The organism is Peptoniphilus ovalis (genome assembly GCF_018919265.1).
In the GTDB taxonomy this organism is placed as follows: domain Bacteria; phylum Bacillota; class Clostridia; order Tissierellales; family Peptoniphilaceae; genus Peptoniphilus_A; species Peptoniphilus_A ovalis.
Map to the genome: position 1 here is coordinate 171,232 of NZ_JAHLQO010000003.1, position 25,323 is coordinate 196,554.

Consider the following 25,323-nt stretch of genomic DNA (forward strand, 5'->3'; position numbering starts at 1 on the left):
TTAATTTTTATTATCTTTATCTTTATCTTTATTTTTATTTACATTATTATTTTTTGTGCTTCTATCTTCATTATTTGAAACAATATTTTTTTCTTCAGTGGGTTCTTTTTTCAAATTATCGTCATTATTAGCATAATTAACTGTTACTCTTGTTGAACTATCTACCTTTGTACCAGCTTTAGGCGCTTGCGATATAAAGTCGCCATTTCCTTTGATATTATACTCCAAATTCATGTAATTTAAAATAGATTCAACTTCTTTTCTAGTCATCTTACTTAAATTAGGCATGACTTTTTCAGCACCTAAATTATCATTTACCGCTAAATCTATAATTGAGTCCTCAAGTACATAGGATCCCGCTGAAGGATTTTGATTTGTAACAACTGCATAATCTAAACCCTTATCAGTGTTGATGTTAAATTTTAATTTGTTATTTAAAATTTTTCTTCCAGCATCTTCTAAAAGTAGTCCCTCAACTTCTGGAACTGTTACATAATTTTCTTCAGATTTAATTTCTTCTGTTTTTTGAATCTTTAAATAATTTAAAGACTTATTTAATACCTCTGAAACTACAGGTGCAGCAACAGCTCCACCAAGAATTCCATTTTTAGGATTATTTATAACTACTAAAACTGTAAGTCTAGGATCATTAAGTGGCGCTACTCCAACAAAGGAAGAATTATATGCATCTAAATACCCTGTTGGTGTTGCAATATTTGCAGTACCTGATTTTCCTCCAACTTGGTAACCGTCTACAGCTGCAAGCTTACCAGTACCATTTTCTACAACTTTTTTCATCATGTACTTCATTTTTTCAGAAGTTTCTTGTGATATTACTCTTCTTCTAAGTTGAGTTTTATTCTTTTCAATTATATTTCCATTTGCATCAATTGCTTCTTTAAAAATCGTTGGTTTGTTTAAATAGCCACCATTACAAATTGCACTCACAGCATTTACAAGTTGAATTGGAGAAACCGCGATGGAGTGTCCGTAAGACATAGTTGCAAGATTTACTGCACTAATTTCATCTGCACTCCTAGGAATTATTCCTGTAGACTCTCCATATAATTCTATTCCAGTCTTTTTGCCAAATCCAAATGCTTTAATATATCTCAAAAGTTCCTCTTTACCAAGTTCATTCCCCACTTGAATTAGAGTCATATTACAAGACTCTTCAATGGCTTTTGCTAAAGTCTTTGGTCCTCTAGTATGAGATGTACAAGTTAAGGTTCTATCTCCTACCCTCATACTTCCATTACAAGTAAAAATACTATCGGGTTGTGCTACATTTTGTTCAATTGCTGCAGCAGTTGTGATAACTTTAAATGTAGAACCTGGTTCATACTGATCATTTATATTAAAATCTCTCCAATTATCATACCAAATTTTAGTTTTTTCTTCGTCAGTATATTCGTCCCAATTTTTTTCTTGCTCTTCATTAATTGGCTTCTTAGGATCATTCAAGTTGTAGTCATCTTTTGTTGTCATGGCAATTATTTCGCCAGTCATTGTATCCTGGACAATTATAGAAACTTTATCGGCTTTGTTTTCTTTCTTTGCATTTTCAGCAGCAGTCTCTGCAAATTGTTGAATATTTGCATCAATAGATAAAACTATTGAATAGCCTTCTTTGGGAGCATAGGTTTCTTCGTCTGTTAATGGAATTTTATTAGATGCATTGTCTTTTAATGACACGTTTTTTCCAGGAATTCCTGTAAGTTCCTCATCATAACTTGCCTCTATTCCATATTGTCCCATGTTTTCATCGTTGGTAAAACCAATTATATAAGATGCAAGATTGTTAAAAGGATAAAGTCTTCTTGTAACATCATCAATAGACATTGCCGATAAGTTTTTCTTTTTTTCCTTAGAGCCTTCTTCTTTTTCATTTGCTAGTTGAGTTCTTAATTCTCTAAGTTTATTGGCTTTCATTTTATCTACATTAGTTGCAATTCTTACAACTTTATCTCCTTTAAACTTTTCACGAATTTCTTCGTAATCTTCTCCCAGCACATCAGAGATTAATTTCGCATCTTCATCAAATAATTTTTTCTTTCTATCATTAAAGTCAGTTAAACTTTCATTTTGTCTTTGATCTAGGACATCCATATTATAAAAAACATTTGATTTAGTAGTGTTAATTGCTAATTCTTTTTTATTTCTATCGTAAATTATTCCTCTATTCGAATTAATGGTCTCAGTTCTAGTTAGTTGATTTAAAGCTGAAATTGTAAGTTCTTCAGATTGTACAATTTGAATATGAAGTAGCTTTACAACTAATGCTCCAAATAAAAAAGCTAGTAAGATGAAAAACCAAAATATGGATTTATTTGCTCTGTTAAAAGATTTATAAAATCCATTCTTTAATTTTTTATCTCTAGCTTTGTCATTATTATTTTTCAATTAATAATCCCCCTAGTCTTTAGTGAAAGATCTCAGTACTGATACTATGGGACTTAGAAATACGTTATAATTAATATCTCCAGTTGTTTTTTCTTCCTTAGAATCTATATATACTATTTGATCTTCAGACGGATAGATCATGCCAAGTTTATACATTGCTTCTTCTGCAATTTGAGATGATGATTTTACTTTTTTTATTTCACCAGTTAATGTGCTCATAGTTTTATTTAACTCATCTATCTCATTTTTTTGCTTTAAAATTTCCCTATCAAGCCCAGCTATTTGAGTATACATTAGAGTTGTAGCTGCAATAACAATAATAACAATAGCCATAGTAAGTAGAAAAGGTTTGTTTTGCAAAAATCTATTCCTATTTATATTATATCTTTTTTTTGATGTTTTAGTTGCCTTTTTTAACATTTTACACCTCTAATTTTTCTGCAACTCTAAGCTTAGCCGAATGAGATCTTTTGTTTTCATTTAATTCTTCCTCACTTGCTGTTATAGGCTTTCTAGTTATTATTTTTATTTCTCTTCTTTTATTGCAAGTACAAATCGGTGCACTTGGTGGGCATATACAATCTTTTTCTAAATACTTAAAGCTATTTTTAACAATTCTATCTTCCAAAGAATGAAAAGTAATTACTGCTATTCTTCCCCCTGGATTTAGTCTATGTACAAATCTTTCAATAGATTTCTCTAAAACCTCTAATTCTCTATTTACTTCGATTCTAAGTGCTTGAAAAGTTCTTTTAGCAGGATGTGGGCCTTCTCTTCTAGCTCCAGCTGGAATTGCATTTTTTATAATTTCTACTAAATCAAAAGTTGTTTCAATTTTCTTTTCTTTTCTAGCTTGCACAATAAATTTCGAAATTCTAGCTGCCCATTTTTCTTCGCCGTAGTCCTTGATAATTTTTGTTATTTCATCTTCTGAGTATGAATTAACAATATCCTTTGCAGAAATATCTAAGCTAGTATCCATTCTCATATCCAGTGGTGCTTCAAACCTATAGGAAAATCCTCTTTCAGGATTATCAAATTGATAAGATGAAACACCTATATCCAGCAGTACTCCGTCTATTTTATCTATGCCAAGCCCATCTAATGCTTCTTCAAAATTTGCATAGTTTAAATTAAAAAACTCTACATTATCAAATTCACTTAATCTTTCTTTAGCAACATTTAAAGCTTCTATGTCTTGGTCAATTCCAATTAAAAGTCCGTCTCCATTAAGTTTCTTTAAAATTTCTTTGCTATGTCCTGCTCCACCAAGAGTTCCATCTAAATAAATTTTCCCTTTTCTTATATTTAAATTTTCAATAACCTCATCTAAAAGTACGCTTTTATGTTGAAACTCCATTATATACCCAACTCCGACATTTTTTCTGCAAGCTCTTCATAAGAAAGAGCTTCTTCTTCGTTATATAAATTCCAATTTTCTTCAGACCATATTTCAGCTCTATTTGAAAGTCCAATTATTACACATTTATCTTCAAGGGAAGCATATTCACGGAGATTTTCAGTAATTAGCACTCTTCCTTGTTTGTCTAAAGTGCAGTCAATAGCTCCTGAAAAGAAGGTTCTCACAAAGGATCTAACAGCTTTATTTGTCATTGGCAATTCTTTTAATTTATTTTCAATTTTTTCCCATTGGTCTTTAGGATACAAAAACAAACAGTTATCTAGACCTTTAGTCATTACAAAAACTGTTAAATCTTCTCTAAATTTTGATGGAATTGTAATTCTCCCTTTCGGGTCTAAATTATGCCTGAATTCACCAATTAACATTTTATTCTCCACTTTAAACCATTTTTATTAATTTATGACCCACTTTGCTCCACTTAAATTTATTTTACTACATTATTTCTCCACATTCTAGTATTTTCAGCACTTTTGAGAAATAAGGTCTTTGGTCCCTAAACTTTATATTCTTTGAAAAACTACATTTTTTTAGACACAAAAAAATCCTAAGCCTTAATGACTTAGGATTAAAAATTTTAATTATTTAGTTGCTATGAAATAAAAATCAGAACCTTCGCCAAATTTTGAATGTACTCCGTACTCAAAATCGTGAAGCTCTAAAATTGTTTTTACAATGTAAAGACCAAGTCCAGTTCCAATTTCAGGTCTTGCGTGATTGTCACGAACTCTATAGAATCTATCCCAAATTCCATTTATATCCTCTTCTTTAATTCCAATGCCATTATCTATACAGTGGAATTCTGTAAATTTACTATCTCCTTTTATTACAATCTCAATTTCTTTATTGTCAGGAGAATAATTAATAGCATTGTTAATTAAATTATAAATAACTTGGTTGATTTTTGATTTATCAGCTTTGATTTTAGTATTGCCTTTAGATTTAATATTAAATTTATATTCAGAATAATTTTTATTAATTTTAAATCTGTCTAAAACATAGTAGAGTGAATCTTCTAAATTAAATTCTTCTTTTTTAATTTCTTCAAGATTTGATTCAACTTTTGATAAATCAAGTAAATCATTTACAAGTGCCGTTAAATTATCTGCTTCACTTATAATTGTCTCTAAGTGCTTGTTTCTAAGCTCTTCATTGGGTCCAGATATATCTCTTATCATCTCTCCGTAGGACTTAATAACTGTTAGTGGAGTTTTTAAATCGTGACTTACATTTGCCACAAGATCTTTTCTCATTTCTATTGTCTTGGTTAACTCATCTTTAGCATAGTTTAAAGTATTTGAAAGGTCATCAATCTCAGTATACTCTCCCTTTCTAAACTCTACTTTATAATCTCCTTTTGCAAGCTCTTTTGCAGTGTTGCTCATTCTAACAAGTGGTCTTGAAAGTCTTTTAGAAACAAAATAAGAAATTATAAGTGCCATTACAAGAGAAATAAAAGAAATAATTATAAGCATTCTCCTAATTACATCAACTGTTGCATCAACTGGTTTTAATACAGAATTTATATATAGATAATAATCTTCTCCATTGGTATTTCCAAGATAACCTGCATAAATAATAGATGGATCCTTTAGATTTTCGTATCTTACAGTATAAATTTTGTAGATTCTATTATCTCTTTTTAGTGATCCAAAAAATTTATCGAAATTTTCCCAAATCATTCTAGGTCTTTCAATAAATTCATCAAATAGTCTTAATGGAAAGACCCATGCTCCAGTTTCATCAAGAACTTTAATCTCCAATCCTTTTGTATTTGCATAATTTGAGAGTTTAGTTTCAAAATCTTCAGATTCATATTCAGCTCTGAGTTGATTTCCAACTTTAGTTACTTCATGAATCTTCATTGTTTCGTAAAAGCTAGACAAAAATACAGTTTGGAAAAGCCATATAGAAATTAAAATAAGCGCTGCAAAGCTGACAAAATATTTCCATAATTTAAAGAGAATACTATTTTTATCAATTCTTATTCTCCTTATTTCCTTAACCTCTTGTGTCAAACTTATATCCAACTCCTCTCACTGTCACAATAAATTTTCTATATTCTTTAATAGAATTTCTAAGCATTTTTATGTGAGTGTCAACTGTTCTATCTTCTCCATAAAAATCATACCCCCAAACTTGATTTAAAAGTTTGTCCCTTGAAAGAGCGATGTTTTCATTCTTAACCATATAGACCAATAAATCATATTCTTTAGGTGTAAGTTCAACTTTTTCATCATTTACAAATACTACACGACCATCTAAATCAATTTTAAGTCCTTCATACTCTAAATAATTTGTATCATCAGTTTTATTATTCCTATTTACGATAACATTAAGCCTTGCCATTAATTCCTTTGGGGAGAATGGCTTAGTTACATAATCATCTATTCCAATTTCAAATCCAAATAATTTATCATATTCTTCACTTCTTGCTGAAAGCATTAAAACTGGAATATTTTTTATCTTTTTTATTTCTTTGTAAGAAGAAAAACCATCAAGTTTTGGCATCATAATATCCATTACAATTACATCAAAGTCTTCTTCTTTAATTTTTTCTATAGCGTCAAGCCCATCTTTTGCCTCGACAACTTCATGTCCTTCAAATTCAGCATAAGTTCTTATAACTTCTCTTATACTTTTTTCATCATCAACAACTAAAATTTTAAACATTAAATCACCTTTTAAAATTATATTAATAATCTGTGAATATTAAATGATATAAACTTGATAAAATCTTGTATTTAATATTCTTTTCTCTCATTATAATAGATTTTTCCATCTTTTCAACGTAAAAAATAAAAGCCTCTAGAAAATTCTAGAAGCTTATATATTTCTTTTAGCTCATTTTTTTAACTAATAATTCATTTGCCATTTGTGGATTTGCTTTTCCCTTAGATTTTTTCATTACTTGTCCTACTAAAAATCCTAAGGCTCTATCTTTTCCATCTTTGTAATCAATAACTGATTGTTCGTTTTCTGCAAGTACTTCATCAACAATCGCTTCGATTGCTGACTCATCTGAAATTTGAACAAGACCAAGTCTATCTATAATTTCTTTAACACTGTCATTAGTTTCAAACATTTCTCTTAAAACTTTCTTACCAGCATTGTTACTAATCTTTGAACTTTTAATTGAATTTAATAGCTCAACAAATTCTTTATTTTCAAATGGAAGTTCAAATTTTTCATCATCAGAAATTTCAACTCTTCTTAAAATTTCTGTTTGAATCCAATTTGAAAGCATTGTGTAATCATCAAATTCTTTTGCCATACATTCAAAGAAATTAGCAAGTTCTCTTGATGAGACTAAAACTTTTGCATCTTCATTAGTTATGTTGTAATCATTTACAAATCTTACAACCATAGCATCTGGAAGTTCAGGCATATTATTAACAACTTCTTGGATTTCTTCATCTGAAAGATTTAGAGGTGGAAGATCTCCTTCAGGGGCAAATCTATAATCATTTGCTGTGTATTTTACTCTCATTAATATAGTTTCGTTTTTGGCATCGTCCCATCTTCTTGTAGTTTTTATTTCATCCTCATTATTTTCAAGTAACTTAATATGTCTTTGAGTTTCAAAGTCTATTGCCTTTTCCACTCCTCTAAAGGAGTTTAAGTTTTTAACTTCAGTTACTTTGGTTTTCTTTCCAGTTTCCGTATCTTTGACATTTATATTGACATCACATCTTAGAGACCCTTCTTCCATTTTACAGTCTGAAATATCAAGAAATCTAAGAGTTGCCTTTAGTTTTTCTAAAAAATCTCTAGCTTCTTTTCCACTAGACATATCTGGCTTAGTAACAATTTCTATAAGAGGAACTCCACATCTATTGTAGTCCATTAATGTTTCATCAGATTCTGTATGAAGACTTTTTGCAGTATCTTCTTCCATTTGAATTTGGAAAAGTCCTATTTTCTTAAGTCCTTTTTCTGTTTCAATTTCTAGATATCCATCTGTACAAATTGGCTCATCATTTTGTGTGATTTGAAAACCCTTAGTGAGGTCAGGATAAAAATAATTTTTTCTATCAAATTTTGATCTATTGTGAATTTCACAATTAAATGCAGTTCCCGCCATAATTGTATAATTAATTACATTTCTATTTAAAACAGGAAGTCCCCCTGGAAGCGCCAAACAAACTGGACATACATTTGTATTAGGTTCATCACCAAAGGAGTTCTTGCATGAACAAAAAGCCTTTGTTTCAGTTGAAAGTTCAACGTGAATTTCTAAGCCTACAATTGTCTCATATCTCATTTTATCAAACTCCTTTCAAATCCAAGTGCAGCTTTTAATAAGTCTCTATCTTTAAATCTCTTTCCTGTAAATTCAATTCCAATAGATAGCCCATCTTCTCCAAGTGGCATTGGAAGTGAAATTGAAGGAGCTCCAATCATATTTGCAGGTATTGTAAATAAATCTGCTTGATACATTTCAATTGGACTCATATCGTCGTCAATCTTAAAAGGAAGAGTTGGAACTGTCGGACAAAGCATAATATCATAATCTTTAAACATCTTATCCATATCATTTTTAATAAGTCCTCTAACCTTTAGAGCCTTATAATAATACTCGTCGGCATTATCCATAGAAAGAATATGAGTACCAATCATTATTCTTCTCTTTACTTCCTCTCCAAATCCTTCACTTCTTGAAGCTCTATACATTTCTTCGATGTTTTCATAATCTTTTGAAGTTCTGTGACCATATCTTATAGAGTCAAATCTAGCCATATTAGAAGCAATTTCACCATTTACAAGAATGTTATAAGTTTCAATAGTGTAGCCTAGTGAATCAATGTCATATTCTTCCACAATTGCACCATTATCCCTTAAAACTTTAATAGCTTCTTCAAGCTCTTTTCTAACTCTTTCATTTAAATTCATTTCAAGATAAAGTTTTGGAATTGCAAATTTAACCCCTTCTAAGTTTTTTATAACATCATCTGAGTAGTCAAAGTTGTAATTTAATCCAGGATTTCCAACTGATGTTGCATCTCTTTCGTCTCTACCTTCAATTACATTTAGCATCATAATTGCATCTCTGACATCTTTTGCAATTACACCAGGTTGGTCAAAAGTATTTGCCATAGTTGAGACTCCAAATCTTGAAATTGAACCATAGGTTGGCTTCATTCCAACTGTTTGGCAAAAGCTTGAAGGCTGTCTAACTGATCCACCTGTGTCAGTTCCTATTGAAATAGCCGCTTGATTTGATTTTACAGATGCAGCCGATCCACCTGATGAACCTCCTGAAACTCTTGTTAGGTCAAGTGGATTTTTAGTAACTCCATAATAAGATGTTCTCGTTGAAGCTCCCATTGCAAACTCATCAAGGTTTACCTTTCCTAATATAACTCCATCATTTGATTTAATTTTTTCAACTAAAGTCGCATCATAGGGTGAAATATAATTTTCAAGCATTTTAGATCCACATGTGAGTTTGACATCTTTTACAGAAATATTATCCTTTACAGAAATTGGAACACCTGAAATTTCAGATAATTCCTCTCTATTATTGAACTTTTCATCAACTTTTTTTGCTTGTTCTAATGCTAGATCTTTAGTGACAGTTAAATAAGCATTAATATCTTTATCTTTTTCTTCTATATTATTTAAAAATTCTTCAGTTACTTCAGTACATGAAAAATCTCTATTTCTATATCCTTCAGCTATTTCCCAAGCTTTTAATTCTTTTAAAGACATACATCCTCCCTAATCTACGAATTTAATAAGTTTAAAGTAACCATATTTTTTAGTAGCGGCATTTTCTAAAGCTTCATCTTGAGATAAAGATTTTCCAATTTTATCTTCTCTAAGATTATTTTCAGTACCATTTACTTGAAATACTTTTTCTACTCCCTCTGTGTCTATATCTTTTATCTTATTTACTAAAGCAATGTTTTCAGTAAAATTAGGAGCAAATGCATCTAATTCTTCATCGGAAAAATCAATTTGTGCAATATCTGCAATATGTTTTATTTCTTCTCTATTCATTTAAACCTCCTACTAATTCTATAAGTTCATCTAAACTTAAAATATCTATATTTAATTCACGAGCTTTGTCATACTTTGAACCTGCATTTTCTCCAAGGATTACGTAATCTGTCTTATTACTTACAGATCCTGTAACTTTTGCTCCAAAATTAATTAATTTTTCTTCAAGTTCTTTTCTTGGAATATCAAGAGTTCCTGTGATTACAATTGTCTTATCAAGGAGTGGCTTTCTTGTATTTTTATCTTCAACCTCTTTTGGATTTACACCAAGTTCAAATAATTCATCAATAGCAGATACAATTTTCTCGTCTTCGAAAAATTCTACAATTTCTCTGGCAGTAATGCCTCCTATATCTCCAATATTTACAAGTTCTTCTTCATTGGAACTTCTTAATTTATCAAAAGATTTATAATGATTTGCTAAATCTCTTGCAGTTTTTATTCCTACATTTGGAATTCCTATTGCATAGATAAAGTTTTCAAGATTTACATCTTTCGAATTTTCTATTGCATTTAAAAGATTGTTAGTCCTCTTTTCTTTAAAACCCTCTATTTTTATTATATCTTCGTATTTTAATTTGTAAACATCTGGGATTTCTCTTAAATCAACAGTCTGCATTAATTTCTCAATAGTTTTTTCGCTAAATCCTTCAATATCCATTGCATCTCTAGATGCAAAGTGAGTAAGTCTTGAAACTAATTGAGGAACGCATGAAAGTGTATTTGGACAGAAGATGTGAACTCCATCTTGATATAAATGTGATCCGCAATAAGGACAAACCTCAGGCTTTTCAATCTTTTTAGTCATATTATCTGATGGAAGTGTTCCAAGTATTTCTGGAATTACATCATTTGATCTTCTGATTAAGACTCTCGAACCTATTTCAACTTTTTTTCTCATTATGTCATCATAATTATTTAAAGTTGCCCTACTTACAGTGACTCCACCTATGTCCACTGGTTCTAAAATTGCAGAAGGAGTAACTTTTGCAGTTCTTCCCACATTCCAAACAACATCAAGTAGAGTTGTTGAAATTTCTTCCGCTTCAAACTTATAGGCAATTGCCCATCTAGGAAATTTATTGGTATAACCTAGTAGGTTTCTAGTTTTTGAGTCGTTAACTTTTATAGTAACTCCATCTATTAAAATATCAAGATTATTTCGATTATCTCCAATTTCGTGAATTTTTTTAATTATCTCAGAAAATTCTTTTTCTTTATAATTGTACTTTGAAACAACAAAATGATTTTCTCTTAAAAATTCCTTCATCTCATCGTCATTTTTAAAGTTTCTGCCTTCAATATAACCTATATTATAAAAAAAAGCTGTTAAATGTCTTTTTGCTGTGACTTTTGGATCTAGATTTCTAAGTGCTCCTGCTGCAGCATTTCTTGCATTTTTTAATTTTTCATCGTTGTTTTCATTATATTTTTCAAGTTCTGATAAAGGCATTAGACCTTCTCCTTGAACTTCAAATTTACCAGGATAATTTACTCTTAGAGGAATTGAATAAATTGTCTTAACTTGTTCTAAAATTTCTTCTCCAATAACTCCATTTCCTCTAGTTGAAGCCATTACTAGATTCTTATTTTCATAAGTTAGATTAATTGTAAGTCCATCAAATTTAAGTTCAATTATAAATTCTGGTTCAACTAATTTATCATTATTCTGTGCATTATAGTTATCTATAAATCTAGTTATTCTATTATACCATCCTAATAACTCTTCTTCGCTCTGTGCTTTATCCATGGAATAAAGTCTTCCTAGATGTGTGTGTTTATCAAATTTATCAAGGACTGCCCCTCCTACTCTTGTTGTTGGAGAATAAGGAAGGATTGTTTCAGTTTCTTTTTCTAAATTTAATAATTTATCATATAATTTGTCGTATTCAGCATCAGAGACCATTGGGTCATCTAATGTATAATAATGATAATTTAACCTGTTTATCTCTTCAATTAAATTATCCATTTCTTTTATTTTTTCATTCATTATTCCACCAACTTCAAAGGAGCAACAGATAGCATTAACTTTTTAAGTCCTTTTTTATCAAAAGAAACTACAACTTCGTAATCTCCATTTTTTTCTTTCTTTTGAACTATCATTCCAACTCCAAAAATCTTGTGTTTAACTTTATCCCCAACACTTACATCTAAAAGCTTATTTTTATTAACAAGAGTTTGCTTTTTATTAGGTGTAACTCCAGAAAATCTTGTAGTTTTTTTAAATTCTCTATTATTATCTTCATTATAGTCTCTAACTTCAACAAGATTTCTACTTTTATCTTCAATTATTTCTATTGTATCTCCCATCTCTTCAATAAACCTACTTCTTTTTGCTGGAGTAAGTTTACCGTATTGAGATCTCGTCCTACATGAGGAGATGAATAATGTATCTTTTGCTCTTGTAACACCAACATAACAAAGTCTTCTCTCTTCTTCTATTTCTTCCTCATCCTCTAACGCTCTAGAGGTTGGAAAAAGTCCTTCTTCAAGTCCAACTAAAAATACGGTGTTAAACTCAAGGCCCTTAGCTGAGTGCATAGTCATAAGATTTACTCCACTTTCTTCAGAAGTTTTATCTACATCTGAAAGTAAAGATAATGTATTTAAATATTCAGCTAGCTCTACGCCTTCTCTGTCATATTCCATAATATTTGAATGTAGTTCTTCAATATTTTCAATTCTAGTTTTTGCTTCGATGGTTTTTTGAGATTTTAAATCCTCAATATATCCACTTTCAAAAAGAACCTCTTCAAATAATTTTCCAACTGAGAGTTCTCCAGCTCTTTCTTTTAGTATTTTTAATATATTTCCAAAGCTCTTAATGTTTTTAGTTGATCTGAGATTTAAATCTTCATAACTTTCAATATTTGTAACTACATTATAGAGTGAAATATTGTTTTTTTCTGCATAATCAATCATTTCTGCAAGTGAAGTATCACCAATACCTCTTCTTGGTTTATTGATAATTCTAGCAAGACTTACATTATCATCGGGATTATTTAAAACTCTTAAATATGCAAGCACATCTTTAACTTCCATTCTATCGTAGAACTTAAGTCCGCCAACTATTTTATATGGAATAGCTTCCCTAACAAGAGCCTCTTCAAAACCTCTAGACTGTGCATTAGTTCTGTATAATATAGCCATATCTTTAAATTCTTCTCCCTTATATCTTAGAGATGCAATTTTATTGATTACAGCATATTCTTCTTCATTCGAATGTGGAAATTCTCTATAGATTATTTTATTTCCATCATCTCTAGAAGTCCATAATTTTTTTTCTATTCTAGTAGAATTATTTTTTATAATTTTGTTGGCAACATTTAAAATATTTTGAGAAGATCTATAATTTTGTTCAAGTTTAACAATCTTAGCCCCTGGAAAATCTTTTTCAAAATTCAAGATATTATTTATATCTGCGCCTCTCCACTTATATATAGATTGGTCATTATCACCTACAACTGTTAAATTCGGATTTTCACCTGAAATTAATTTTACAAGATCATATTGTATTCCATTTGTATCTTGATATTCATCTGCAAAAATATATTCAAATTTATTAGTGTAGAAATCTCTAATTTCTTTATTTTTTCTTAAAAGCTCCACTGTTTTTATAAGTAAATCGTCAAAATCTAAAGCATTATTTTGTTTCAATTTCTTTTGATATAAATCGTAAAGATTTCCAATTTTATTTAAATAAAAATCGCTTTTATTTTCTTCTATAAATTCAACTGGACTTATTCCTCTATTTTTTATATTAGAAATTTCACCAATAACTGTTCTTGGCTTAAATATATCTTTATTTAAATCCAAATCTGAAATTGCCTCTTTAATAACAGTGTTTTGGTCATCTCTGTCATAAATTGTAAAGCTAGATTTATATCCAAGAAGTTCAATGTTTTTTCTTAATATTCTTACGCATATTGAGTGAAAAGTTCCAATCCACATTGAGTCAACATCTTTGTCAATTAAATTTTTTACTCTCTCCTTCATTTCGCTTGCGGCTTTATTTGTGAAGGTAATAGCTAAAATTTTCCAAGATGGAACATTTAACTCTTCTATTAAATATGCAATTTTTGAAGTTACTACTCTAGTTTTTCCACTTCCAGCTCCAGCCAAAATTAAAAGTGGCCCCTTGGTTTCTAATAAAGCTTCTCTCTGTTTATCATTTAAAGAATTTATATCCATATCTTCTCCTTATTGCCATTTATTTACTTTAACTTTTTAAAATATCTCTAATAACATAAGATGCTAAGACCATACCACATACAGGAGGTACAAATGAGATAGATCCTGGCGTTCTATTTCCTGTTTTTCTTGGAATTTCAGTAGAATATGCAACTTTAACCTTTTTAATATTTAACTCTTTTAATTTCTTTCTCATAATTCTAGCAACAGGATCATTTTTAGTATTCTCTATATTTGCAATTTCAAAGGCTGTTGGATCTAGTCGATTGCCTGCTCCCATAGAAGAAATAACTTTAATATTTTTCTCATATGCTAATTTTATAATCAAAATTTTAGATGTAATAGTATCAATAGCATCAACTATGTAATCGTAATTTTCAAAATTTATCTCATTAATGTTTTCTTCATTTACAAATAAATTGTGTTTTTCTATTACAATATTGGGATTAATTTCTTTAAGTCTTTCACAAGCTGCATCAACTTTTGGAATTCCAAGAGTTTTATTAGTTGCAAATATTTGTCTATTAATATTAGATGTTTCAAATACATCTCCATCAACTATTCCTATTTTTCCAATGCCAGCTCTAACAAGACTTTCAGCACAAGATCCACCAACTCCACCAATTCCAAACACTAAAACTGATTTTTTATTTATTTTTAATACATCTTCTTCTGAAAGCATATTTTTAGTTCTTTGTAAAAAGTCCACTTTTCCTCCAATTGAAATGGCTGTCTATAAAATAAACAGCCACTATCTTTATTTTAATTTTATATTTAAAAGACTATTTTCACTAAGAGTAGCACTACCATTAACTATATCTCCAACTTTATGGTTTTTATAAGTATTAATGGTAATAATTTTATCTGGTTCAATTTTATTGGAATCAGAATTTTTAATTTTTACTTTTAAAACTCTAACTCCATTATTTTCATTTACCTCTGTAATTTCTCCAACAAAATTAACATCATTTGGATTACTTATATTATTTTCAATGGGCTGATTTTCTGGTGGATTAATAATTGAAACACCAGGATTTTCATCTACAATTTCTGTTATTTTATTATTTAAAGTATTTTCAGGTGATTTATCTTCGATTAATAAATCATCTGCAATATTGTCAAACAATGAATTAATTTTGTTATTTTCAATATATCCTAGAGTTTTATAGGAAATTGAAGCTATTTCACTTCTTCTAATTGCTAAATTCCCATTAAATTTCCCCTCAGATCCAGTGCTTGAAAATATATTATTTCTTACTAATTCAGGTAGATATTCCAAAGTAATAGGACTTATTTTATCAATATCTGTGTATTTTAAATTTGATTTATCCGAACTTTTATTTAATCTTAAAGCTCTTGCAATATAAGTTGCAACAGTGTTTCTGTTTGGAAAAACTTTATTATTTATAAAACCTCTAGTATTCGCAGTTCCAAGAGTTTTAGTTGTGATAGTGTTGTGATATAAGTTGTAACATACCGCATCTTTTGCCCATTCTGGAACAGAATTCGCATTTGCTGTTTCCATAAAGTTAGCTCTTGCCCTAGCCATTTCTTCCTCAGTAGGATTCATAAGAGTCTTAATAATTTGTAAAACTTCTAGGAAACTTACAGGATTATTTGGTTTAAAAGTTCCATCTTCATATCCATTTAATATATTTTTATTTGAAAGTTCATCTATATATTTATAAGCCCAAGAAACATTACCATCTTTTTTCACGTCTTTAAAAGATTTGGCAAAAATATTTATTGGAGCTCCTAATAAAGCCACTGAAAGACCAATGGCAATAAATTTATTCTTTTTCATCTTATCACTCCATGACATATTATAGCATAAATTAATAAGTTAAAAAATATATCCATAACTTCATAATGTGTAAAAAAATAAAAGCCCAATGGACTTTTATTTTAAAATTATAAAATTAATAATAGTAGTATCCTGAACTGTTTCCTCTGTTATCAGTATAGTTGTCATCAAATTCCTTATAATCTCTAAAGTTTCTAGCATCTCTTGTTCTAGAATCAGTTCTTAATAAACGTCCAGGATTTCCCTTTTCTTGAACATTTGTTACAAATTGTAATTTAGTATCTCTATTAATATATCCATCAAAAGTTAATACTGTATAGTCTTTAAAAAGATTATTAGAATCAAAATAAACAGTACTACCTGGTTTTAAAGAATCATTATTTGATTGAATAACTCTAAGTCTATTTCTATAATAACTGTGACTTCCAAATCCACCAATATCAGTTTGATCAATAACTTGGAACATTCCACTAAATTGTGATCCCTTATCAACTATATAGATATCAGTGACAAATCCTCTATTATCAAGTTTTAATATAACTGATTGACCCCTCAAATTTGATTCAGAAGTTTGAGTTCTTCTTATTCCACTTTTTTCATGAACATCAACATCATTATTTAGAATATAAGTCTTTGTTGCACCTTCAGCAGTTCTTATTTCAACATAAGGTCTTCTGTCGTGGAATGAATCAAATGGTGATCCTGTTGTATCAATCTCTTGAACAACACCAATTGCTTCATTTTCATTTATATTAGCTTTTCCTACTACAACTTTGTAATTTGCTTTAATTATCACTTCATCATTAAGTGAAACATCATTGATATTTTTAGTTTCATTTGTAATATAAAATTCATAATCTTTATTATCTGATAATCTTAATTTTAAAGAAGCTTTATCTTTATTTGTTCTGTCAAGATATACAACTTTACCCTTTACATTTGCTTCCTTAGGAAAAACTGTAATTTCAGTGATTTTATTATCAGTTCCTAGCTTAAATTCAACTAAGTCATCAACTTTAATATCATCTAATTTTATATCTTTTCCATAAGCTTTGATTTTTACATTTTTATCTAGTTCAAATGTATTTGTATCAGATGTTGAAATCTTTGTAGTAGTTCTGAAATTAATTGTATCAGAATTTTGTCTGTATCTAATAGTCAATTTATTAGTCTCTTTTGAATTTACATATCCCACAAGATTTTGCATAGTATTTGTAATGTTTACAACCTTAGCAAGACCTTCCTTAGAAGAATCATTTGATTTGATATATTCAATTTCTACTTCTTGTTCTGGTTTAACATCTTCAAATTTCGCTTCTTTTCCCTTTAATTGGAATTTAGTTGCGCCGTCGATATCAAATGTATATTTTTTATTATTTGATTCAATAACAATTAAATTAATTTCATTAAGTTTTGAGGAAAGTAAAACTTTACCCTTCATCTTATTTGTTTGAATTGGATTTCTACTTACATAATCAAAACTTGCTCTTGTAATTTTTGCCATTTCAGCACGTCTAATTGGTCTATCTCCTTGGAAATACCCATCAGATCCTGTTGATGCAAAGATATCAGCTTTAACTAGAGATGCTAAATAACCTCTCAAGTTAGATCTCATTTGATTCACATCTTTGTGTTTTAAAAGATTTTGATCTCCATTAGGATCAAGATTTAGTGCCTTTGCAAAAAATATTGCAATATCAGTTCTAATTGGATATGACTTGTCATTTCTCTTTAACAGACCTTGTTCATAAGCACTTTTTAAATTAGATTCTGTTAAATATCCTCTTGATAGAGCAATAGCTACAGAATTTTTCGCCCAATCATCTACATTATTTTCTGTTAAAGTGTTGTCATATTTTTTACGAGCTTCACTAATTTCTGATTCACTTGGTTTTAATACTTGAGATATAAGTTCCATAACTTCTTCAAAACTTACAGAGTCATCTGGTTTAAAAGTTCCATCTGGATATCCCTTAATTATTCCTTTATCACTTAAAACGTCTATGTCATTATATGCCCAAGAAAATCTGTTAGTACGAGTTACATCACTAAATTCTTTTGCTGATACTACACTTGGCATAAGCATTGCTGAAGCAAGTAAAGTAACAGTAACTTTTTTTAAATTTTTGGATTTCATTATAAAACCTCCATTACTTAAAGTCTATCGTACTATTAATTATAACATAAAATAGTAAATTTTTATTTCCATAATATTACAATATTATAACTATATTTCAAGATTAAAAACATTTGCACTGATTATTGCATAAAAATCTTTTTTATTTGGTATAATAGAGAAAAGGAGTGATATTATGCGTTATCTTCCAGTGGCAATTGATACTTCAGATAAAAAAATATTGATTTTAGGCGGTGGATTCCTTGCTTTAACTGCGCTTAAATCAGTTATAGATACAGAAGCTGAAATTTATATGATTGCAGAAAGATTTACTAAAGATATTGTTGAAAAATCAGAAAAATCTCAAGGAAAAATAAAATTAAAGGAATATCCAATTACAAAAGACTTTGTTTTTATGGGATATGATTATGTTTTAATAGCAACTGAAGATTTTGAAATTAACGAAACTCTAGAATCGAGAGCTAATCAAAGAAATACTTTATATGAAAGATTTGATATTTTCTCAAAGTCCTCAATGTCTATCAACAAATCCATTGAAAGAGGACCAATTACTTTTTCAATAAATAGTTCAAGAATTAATCCAGCTATAACTAATATAATTTATGAAGATTTAAAAAAATTTGCAGAAAATTATAATTTAGAAAAATTAAATATTTTAACAGAAATTAGATCTGAATTAGTTAGAAAAAATTCTAAAAATATCGATGATATTATTAAAAAGTTATACGAAAGTGAAACTATAAATCTTTCTACTTTTTTAGATACTATGCCTGAATATAAAATTGAAGACTTAAAATCTTCTGAAAATCTTTTAAATCATATTGAAAATGGCGAAAGTTTAAAAATTGAAAGGGAAGAAAATATAGCTCCAGAAAAAATAATTGATAAAAACATAAAAGAAGCAAAAGAAACTTCTAATAAACCTTTAAAAGAAAATGAATTAAAAGAAAATAATTCAAAAATTAATAAAATAAATGAAAATAATTTAAAAAATAATGGCATAAATAATGACGATGAGGTGGAAAAATGATTGGATATGTAGGCAATATGTCAGGGAAAATTTTTAATGAAGATGAATTTACTTTAATTAAAAGAACCCTTGCAGCTGGAGAAAATATTGAAGAACAAAATTACACTGATAAGACTGTGTTGATTACAATTGTTATTGGAAGTATAAATGTTATGCTTAATAATGAAGAAGAAAGAAATTTAGAACCAGGAAAAGTTTTAAAATTTGACGGTGACTTCCCTGTTTCAGTTCATGCTAATGACAGAAGCGAATATTTCGTAACTTTAATTAATAAGTCTAAATAAAAAACTGCTAGTCAAACTAGCAGTCTTTTTTATCCTCTTAATTCTTGTCTATTTTCATTAAGCATTTTAATTATTTCAGATAAGTTTACTTGAGTATTTTCTAATAATTCATCCGCGTAATCTCTTGCACCTTCTCTAATTTGAGTAGATTCTTCTTTAGCTTGTTGCATGATTTCATTAGCTCTTTCATTAGCTTGTCTTACAAGTTCATCTTCATCAATGATTTTTTCTGAATGAGCTCTTGCAGCTGCAATGATTTTGTCAGCTTCATCATGTGCTCCGTTAATGATATCATCTTTATCTTGATAAATTCTTTGAGCTTCTGAAACTTCACTTGGTATTTTAAGTTTAATTTCATTTACCACTTCTAAGAATTCTTCTCTGTCAACCATTACCTTGTTAGTTAGTGGTATTTGGGAAGAAGTTTCAATAAGATCTTCTAATTCTTCAACTAAATCAACTAAATTCATAATTTACCTCCAAGTAATTTTTTCTTCATAGCTTCTCCAACAACAGGAGGCACGAATAAATCTGTATCTCCGTCAAAGGTAGCAACTTCCTTTGCAAGTGTAGAACTTACAAATAAATTTTCATTTGATGCCAATAAAAAGACAGTTTCAACTCCATCTTTGTAATGCATATTGGCCATAGCTAATGTATATTCATTAAAATAATCTGAGGCTGATCTTAGGCCTCTAACTATGACATTTGAATTTTTCTTCTTAGCATAGTCTACTAAAAGTCCATGAAAAGAGTCTATTTCAATTCCCTTTTCACCATCAAGAACTTTATGTAATAAATCAATTCTTTCTTCTACTGTAAAAAGTCCTTTTTTCGATGTATTATTTAAAACCGCGACAATAACTTCCCCAAAAATATCTCTTGCTCTATTAATAATATCGAGATGTCCATTAGTCACTGGATCAAAGCTACCCGCATATATTGCCTTCATTTTCATCCCATCCCCATATGGCAATGGAAGTATTACCATATTTTTTATTTTTAATTTCTATAAAACCAGGATACATTAACAAATTATTCTCAGATTTATACTCAATAATTAATCTTCCATCTGGTTTTAAGATTTTATTTTCTGCAATTGATTTAAAAGCTTTTTTATACAAATCCATTCTATCAAATGGTGGATCCATATAAATATAATCGAATTTAATATCAAAATTTCTAATGGCCTTATTCATATAATCTTCGATGATTACTGCTTCATCTTCAAACTTAGCCTTTGAAATATTAAACTTGAGAGCATCAATTGCTTCCCTTGACTTATCTACAAAATAAGCTTTCTCTGCTCCTCTAGATATAAATTCAATTCCATTTGCTCCACTTCCGCAAAATAAATCAAGTACAACAGCTCCGTGAAAATTTTGTCCTAAAATATTGTAAACTGATTCCTTGACTCTATCTTCTGTAGGCCTTGTATCTAGTCCTTGAGGTGCTTTTAATTTAAGACCTCTTCTAGTTCCTGATATAACTCTCATAATGCCTCCAAATTAGTTTTATTTTATCATATATATAAAAATAATTAAAGATAATTAGTTTAAATCAGAGTAAAAATCTGTAATTTCCTTATTTAAGTAAGAATATTTATTTCCATCTAGGTTTGGGTCTTCTCTTAAAATATTTTTTGCATCATCTGTTGCATATTTTAAAATTTCAGTATCTCTAAATGGATCAGCCAGTCTTAAATTTGGCATTCCAGATTGACGAGTTCCTAAAATATCGCCAAAGCCTCTTAATTCCAAGTCCTTATTCGCTATATAAAACCCATCGTTTGACTCTGTCATTATTTTCATTCTCTCCCAAGATATTTCAGTTTTACCTAGATTATAAAGAATACAATAAGATTTATATTCGCCTCTACCAACTCTTCCTCGAAGCTGATGAAGTGTAGAAAGTCCAAATCTTTCTGCATTATATATCATCATAACTGTTGCGTTAGGAACATTGATTCCTACTTCTATAACAGTTGTTGAAACTAAAAGATTTATTTCTCCATTAGCAAAATCTTCCATTATTTTATTTTTCTCATCTGCTTTCATCTTTCCATGTAAGAGGGCAACTTTATATTCCTTGAAATAATCGCTAAGCTTTTCATAAACTTCTTCAACTGATTTTAACTCTTCATAATCTTCATTTTCTTCAATGAGAGCACATATTACATAGGCCTGTCTACCGCTATCAATTTCCTTTTTAATAAATGCAAGAGACTTTTCCTCCATTGTTTCATTAATTGCAATGGTATCAATTTTTTGTCTTCCTTTTGGCATTGTCTTTATGACTGAAATATCTAAATCAGCATATAGTACTAAACTTAAACTTCTAGGAATTGGTGTTGCTGACATGATAATCGTAGCTGCATCTTTATTTTTATTTTGAAGTCTATTTCTTTGGACAACTCCAAATCTATGCTGTTCATCTATTACATTAAGACCTAGTTTTCTAAACTTTACATTTTCTTCGATTAATGCATGAGTTCCTATTAAAATATCTACTGAACCCATTTCTAGATTATCAAGGATATCCATTTTTACTTTTTTTGTAGTCGAACCGATTAGTAGCTTCACCTTTATACCAAGAGGCTCTAGAAGCTGAGTAAAAGACTCAAAATGTTGCTTAGCAAGTATTTCAGTTGGAGCCATAATTGAAGACTGATATCCATTTAAGTAAGCAAGATACATTATTATAATTGCAATAATAGTCTTACCACTTCCAACATCACCTTGAATCAACCTATTAATCGACTTTCCCTTTTTCATATCTTCAAAAACTTCATCAAGCGCATTTTTTTGACCTTCTGTAAGTTCAAAGGGAAGATTATTTATAAATTCATAAACTTCATCATATATTTCAAATTTAATTGCATCTCTTCTCTCATTTTGAAATTTATTTTTTAATATCGATAGTTCAAACAAAAATAACTCTTCATAGATGAGTCTTTGTCTTGCCAAAATATAAGATTTTCTACTTGAAGGAAAATGAATATTTTTAATAGCTTCATTTTTTCCTAAGAAAGAATATTTTTTCAAGATTTCCTTAGTCAAATTTTCACGAAATAAATCTTCATCTATAACCTGTTCTAACAATTTTTCAAAGGAATAATTATTTAGACCTTCTGTCAAATTATAAATTGGAGAAATTTTACCAAGCTTTTTAACTTGTGATATTTCTTCTATTTCAGGGCTGGATATACTAAGTCTACCTTTAAAAATATTTGCCTTTCCATATACTAGATAAGTGCTTCCTATTTTTATTTGAGAATTTAAATAAAAAGCATTGAAAAAACTAATCTCTGTCTCTCCAGTTTCATCTTCTCCAAGAAAAGAAACTAGAGAAAGTCCCTTCCTAATCTTTCTGCTTTGAAGTTTTGAGATTATTCTCACTTTAAAGGTATTTTTCTCTCCAATTACTGCATCCTTTATTTTAATAATTTTTGAGCTATCCTCATATCTCCTCGGATAGTAAAGAAGCAAATCTTTAATTGTATAAATACCTAATTTGTGGAATAATTCTTCCCTCTTAGGTCCAACAGTTTTTAAAAATTTTATAGAATCTCCCAAACTAACCATGTTCACCTCTAAAACAAAAGCCCAAAGCAAAAACTTTAGGCTCCTAAATTATTCTAATGACATTATATAATAGTAAATTGGTTGATTTCCCTTTATTACTTCTATATCAATATCATCATATTTTTCTTCTAATTTTTCTTGAAGATTTTCTGCATCTTCATCAGTAACATCTTCACCATAGAATAAAGTTACAATTGAAATATCATCATTCATTAAGTTTTCAACTGTATTTATTGTTACTTCAGTGATATCAGTGCCACTTTCAACGATATCTTTTGAAGCGATACCGATGATATCATCTTTGTGAATTTCCTTACCATTAATTGTTGTATCTCTAACTGCATAAGTTACTTGAGCATCTATTACACTTGAAAGAGCTTCCTTCATATTATTTTCATTTTCTTCAATTGATGCTTCTTCATTAAATGCAAGTATTGCAGCGATTCCCTGTGGCACAGATTTTGAAGGAATTACAATAATTTCTCTATCAGAAATATCTCTTGCTTGTTCTGCTGATAAAATAATATTGCTGTTATTTGGTATTAGATAAACAACTTTACCGCCTACTTTATCAATTCCCTTTAAGAAATCTTCAGTAGATGGATTCATTGTTTGTCCGCCTTTGACAACATAGTCAACTCCAAGAGATTTAAAAGTTTCTGTCATCCCTTCTCCCATGGAAACTGTAATGAAAGAAAATTCTTTCTCTTCGATTGCTTCTTCCTTTTCACTTTCCCTAGCATTTTCAACTTCACTTTCATCGAAAAGAGTTTCTCTATGTTGGTATCTCATGTTGTCGATTTTAATGTCTTGTAAAAGTCCAAGTTCACAACCATATTGTAAAACCTTGCCTGGATCATTTGTATGAACGTGAATTTTAATAATCTTAGTTCCGCCACCACCAACTACTAATAGACAATCTCCAAGTGGTGAGATTTTTTCTCTAAGTGCATCTATGTCATCATAATCTGTATTTATAATAAATTCTGTACAATAGCCAAATTCTAAAGACTCATCAGCTTCAGTAAATTGAATTTCTTTTTGAGCTTTTTTCTTTAATACTTCGTCATCTTCTTGATTAGATATTTCTTCGCCTTTTAAAACTTTTAAAGCACCTTCAAGAAGAACTACAAGACCCATACCACCAGCATCAACTACTCCAGCTTCTTTTAAAACTTGAAGTTTATTAGGTGTTTCATCTAAAGATTTTTTAGCTTCAACTAATACATCTTCTAAGAATTTAACTAAGTCGTCATTCTTTTTATAATGGCGAATAGCATATTCTGCAGTCTCTCTGCCTACAGTTAGTATTGTCCCCTCAATGGGTTTCATTACAGCTTTATAAGTAGTCTCACTAGCCTTTTTAAAAGCAATTGCAATCTCTTGAGTTCCTGCAGTTTCAAGGCCATCAAGTCCTTCTGCCAAACCTCTTAAAAGTTGTGATAAAATTACTCCACTATTTCCCCTAGCACCCATTAACGCACCACGTGCTGCAGCTTGAGAAACTTCACTAACTGAAAAACTTCCTTCTAAACTCTCAATTTGCTTAAGGGCAGATTTAATAGTAAGACTCATATTTGTGCCTGTGTCTCCATCTGGAACAGGAAATACATTTAATGCATTAACCTCTTCTTTTTTGGATATTAGATAATTTACAGCGCCTTTAAATGCTTTTTTTAATAAAGCGCCATCAATTTTATTTATTTCCAAAATCTTACCTCCACTACTTAAGTCTAATACCTTCTACCAATACCTCGATATTATCTACACTAAGGCCTGTTAAATTTTCAATATTAAACTTTACTCTCTCTATTATATTTTCACCTACTGTAGAAACTTTTACTCCATATTCTAAAATTACGTGAAGTTCTATATTAATTTCATTATTTTCGGTGTTAACAACAATTCCCTTCGATAAATTTTCAAATCTTAAGAGTTCAAAAATTCCATCAGTGGCATTTTTTGATGCCATTCCAACAATTCCATAGCTTTCCATAGCAGAAATTCCTGCAATGTTTGCAATAACGCTGTCTTCGATTACAATATTACCAAGTTCTTTATTTATAATTGCCGGCATTAGGGCACCTCCTTATCTAATTTATTATAACAGAAACAAGATTAGAAAAGAAGTTTTAGGATATAATTTATGTAAAATTAACACAAAAATAGCTCGAAAAGTAAAAATAAATTTGCAAAAGTTTAGGCTTTTTGGTAAAATAACTAATGCGTAATAACTAAAGGAGGTGCGTTATGGCTAAAAGATGTGAAATTTGCGGAAAAGAAAAAGTATTTGGTAATAAAATTTCTTTCTCTCACTCTCGTTCTAACAGAAGCTGGTCTCCTAACATTAGAAGAGTAAGGGCGGTAGTTAATGGTTCTAGAAAGAGAATCAATGTATGTACTAGATGCTTAAGATCCGGAAAAGTAGAAAGAGCTGTATAAATATAGGGTCTTAGTTCAAGATCCT

23 protein-coding genes are annotated in these 25,323 nt (G+C 29.5%); 3 read left to right on the top strand and 20 right to left on the bottom strand.

Annotated elements, in window-relative coordinates; genetic code table 11:
• From KQI68_RS04460 to KQI68_RS04525, 14 genes are all read right to left on the bottom strand, one after another.
• Positions 1–2,403, bottom strand: coding sequence for a penicillin-binding transpeptidase domain-containing protein (locus KQI68_RS04460; RefSeq protein WP_216548940.1), 2,403 nt, complete (start codon positions 2,401–2,403; stop codon positions 1–3).
• A gap of 12 nt (positions 2,404–2,415) precedes the next feature.
• Entirely contained in the window at positions 2,416–2,823 is a 408-nt protein-coding gene (locus KQI68_RS04465) for an FtsB family cell division protein (RefSeq protein WP_216548941.1), read from the bottom strand.
• Position 2,824: 1 nt separating this feature from the next.
• The gene (gene rsmH / locus KQI68_RS04470) at positions 2,825–3,763 is read right to left on the bottom strand and encodes a 16S rRNA (cytosine(1402)-N(4))-methyltransferase RsmH (protein WP_216548942.1); all 939 of its coding nucleotides are present in this window, start codon (positions 3,761–3,763) and stop codon (positions 2,825–2,827) included.
• Positions 3,763–4,191 (bottom strand): division/cell wall cluster transcriptional repressor MraZ, encoded by a 429-nt coding sequence (gene mraZ, locus KQI68_RS04475; RefSeq protein ID WP_216548943.1) that lies wholly within the window; start codon positions 4,189–4,191, stop codon positions 3,763–3,765. The genes rsmH and mraZ overlap by 1 nt, the downstream gene beginning before the upstream one ends.
• Before the next feature lie 213 nt (positions 4,192–4,404).
• The gene (locus tag KQI68_RS04480) at positions 4,405–5,841 is read right to left on the bottom strand and encodes a sensor histidine kinase (RefSeq protein ID WP_216549170.1); all 1,437 of its coding nucleotides are present in this window, start codon (positions 5,839–5,841) and stop codon (positions 4,405–4,407) included.
• A complete protein-coding gene (locus KQI68_RS04485; RefSeq protein ID WP_216548944.1) occupies positions 5,825–6,496 on the bottom strand; it encodes a response regulator transcription factor in 672 nt (223 codons plus the stop codon). The genes KQI68_RS04480 and KQI68_RS04485 overlap by 17 nt, the downstream gene beginning before the upstream one ends.
• Before the next feature lie 166 nt (positions 6,497–6,662).
• Entirely contained in the window at positions 6,663–8,087 is a 1,425-nt protein-coding gene (gatB, locus tag KQI68_RS04490) for an Asp-tRNA(Asn)/Glu-tRNA(Gln) amidotransferase subunit GatB (RefSeq protein ID WP_216548945.1), read from the bottom strand.
• The gene (gene gatA / locus KQI68_RS04495) at positions 8,084–9,535 is read right to left on the bottom strand and encodes an Asp-tRNA(Asn)/Glu-tRNA(Gln) amidotransferase subunit GatA (RefSeq protein WP_216548946.1); all 1,452 of its coding nucleotides are present in this window, start codon (positions 9,533–9,535) and stop codon (positions 8,084–8,086) included. The genes gatB and gatA overlap by 4 nt, the downstream gene beginning before the upstream one ends.
• Before the next feature lie 9 nt (positions 9,536–9,544).
• Complete coding sequence (gene gatC, locus KQI68_RS04500) at positions 9,545–9,826, bottom strand: Asp-tRNA(Asn)/Glu-tRNA(Gln) amidotransferase subunit GatC (protein ID WP_216548947.1); 282 nt, start codon at positions 9,824–9,826, stop codon at positions 9,545–9,547.
• On the bottom strand, positions 9,819–11,816 hold the full coding sequence (gene ligA, locus KQI68_RS04505; protein WP_216548948.1) for an NAD-dependent DNA ligase LigA: 1,998 nt from the start codon (positions 11,814–11,816) through the stop codon (positions 9,819–9,821). The genes gatC and ligA overlap by 8 nt, the downstream gene beginning before the upstream one ends.
• Positions 11,816–14,017, bottom strand: a complete 2,202-nt coding sequence (locus KQI68_RS04510; RefSeq protein WP_216548949.1) for an ATP-dependent helicase — start codon at positions 14,015–14,017, stop codon at positions 11,816–11,818. Before KQI68_RS04510 ends, ligA begins: the two co-directional genes overlap by 1 nt.
• 28 nt (positions 14,018–14,045) lie before the next feature.
• Positions 14,046–14,726, bottom strand: coding sequence for a tRNA threonylcarbamoyladenosine dehydratase (locus KQI68_RS04515; protein ID WP_216548950.1), 681 nt, complete (start codon positions 14,724–14,726; stop codon positions 14,046–14,048).
• 48 nt (positions 14,727–14,774) lie between these two features.
• Positions 14,775–15,821, bottom strand: coding sequence for an S-layer homology domain-containing protein (locus tag KQI68_RS04520; protein WP_216548951.1), 1,047 nt, complete (start codon positions 15,819–15,821; stop codon positions 14,775–14,777).
• 115 nt (positions 15,822–15,936) lie between these two features.
• Positions 15,937–17,958 carry an S-layer homology domain-containing protein gene (locus KQI68_RS04525; protein WP_216548952.1) on the bottom strand — a complete coding sequence of 674 codons (2,022 nt, stop codon included), beginning with the start codon at positions 17,956–17,958 and terminating at the stop codon, positions 15,937–15,939.
• 175 nt (positions 17,959–18,133) lie between these two features.
• Here KQI68_RS04525 and KQI68_RS04530 point away from each other — a divergent pair, with 175 nt between their 5' ends.
• A complete protein-coding gene (locus KQI68_RS04530) occupies positions 18,134–18,988 on the top strand; it encodes a precorrin-2 dehydrogenase/sirohydrochlorin ferrochelatase family protein (RefSeq protein ID WP_216548953.1) in 855 nt (284 codons plus the stop codon).
• Positions 18,985–19,272, top strand: a complete 288-nt coding sequence (locus KQI68_RS04535; protein WP_216548954.1) for a cupin domain-containing protein — start codon at positions 18,985–18,987, stop codon at positions 19,270–19,272. The genes KQI68_RS04530 and KQI68_RS04535 overlap by 4 nt, the downstream gene beginning before the upstream one ends.
• A gap of 29 nt (positions 19,273–19,301) precedes the next feature.
• Here KQI68_RS04535 and KQI68_RS04540 read toward each other — a convergent pair whose 3' ends face one another.
• The 6 genes from KQI68_RS04540 to KQI68_RS04565 are packed head-to-tail and all read right to left on the bottom strand — an operon-like array spanning position 19,302 to position 24,933.
• Positions 19,302–19,742 (bottom strand): ATP synthase subunit B family protein, encoded by a 441-nt coding sequence (locus tag KQI68_RS04540; RefSeq protein WP_216548955.1) that lies wholly within the window; start codon positions 19,740–19,742, stop codon positions 19,302–19,304.
• Positions 19,739–20,224 carry a pantetheine-phosphate adenylyltransferase gene (coaD, locus tag KQI68_RS04545; RefSeq protein ID WP_216548956.1) on the bottom strand — a complete coding sequence of 162 codons (486 nt, stop codon included), beginning with the start codon at positions 20,222–20,224 and terminating at the stop codon, positions 19,739–19,741. The genes KQI68_RS04540 and coaD overlap by 4 nt, the downstream gene beginning before the upstream one ends.
• A complete protein-coding gene (gene rsmD / locus KQI68_RS04550) occupies positions 20,202–20,768 on the bottom strand; it encodes a 16S rRNA (guanine(966)-N(2))-methyltransferase RsmD (RefSeq protein WP_216548957.1) in 567 nt (188 codons plus the stop codon). Before rsmD ends, coaD begins: the two co-directional genes overlap by 23 nt.
• Before the next feature lie 54 nt (positions 20,769–20,822).
• The gene (recG, locus tag KQI68_RS04555) at positions 20,823–22,856 is read right to left on the bottom strand and encodes an ATP-dependent DNA helicase RecG (protein ID WP_216548958.1); all 2,034 of its coding nucleotides are present in this window, start codon (positions 22,854–22,856) and stop codon (positions 20,823–20,825) included.
• Positions 22,857–22,904: 48 nt separating this feature from the next.
• Positions 22,905–24,566 (bottom strand): DAK2 domain-containing protein, encoded by a 1,662-nt coding sequence (locus KQI68_RS04560; RefSeq protein WP_216548959.1) that lies wholly within the window; start codon positions 24,564–24,566, stop codon positions 22,905–22,907.
• A 13-nt stretch (positions 24,567–24,579) separates the two neighbouring features.
• Positions 24,580–24,933 carry an Asp23/Gls24 family envelope stress response protein gene (locus KQI68_RS04565; RefSeq protein WP_216548960.1) on the bottom strand — a complete coding sequence of 118 codons (354 nt, stop codon included), beginning with the start codon at positions 24,931–24,933 and terminating at the stop codon, positions 24,580–24,582.
• A 173-nt stretch (positions 24,934–25,106) separates the two neighbouring features.
• On the opposite strand from KQI68_RS04565, the gene rpmB reads away from it, so the two are divergent.
• Positions 25,107–25,298 (top strand): 50S ribosomal protein L28, encoded by a 192-nt coding sequence (gene rpmB, locus KQI68_RS04570; protein ID WP_216548961.1) that lies wholly within the window; start codon positions 25,107–25,109, stop codon positions 25,296–25,298.
• Positions 25,299–25,323: the final 25 nt, after the last annotated feature.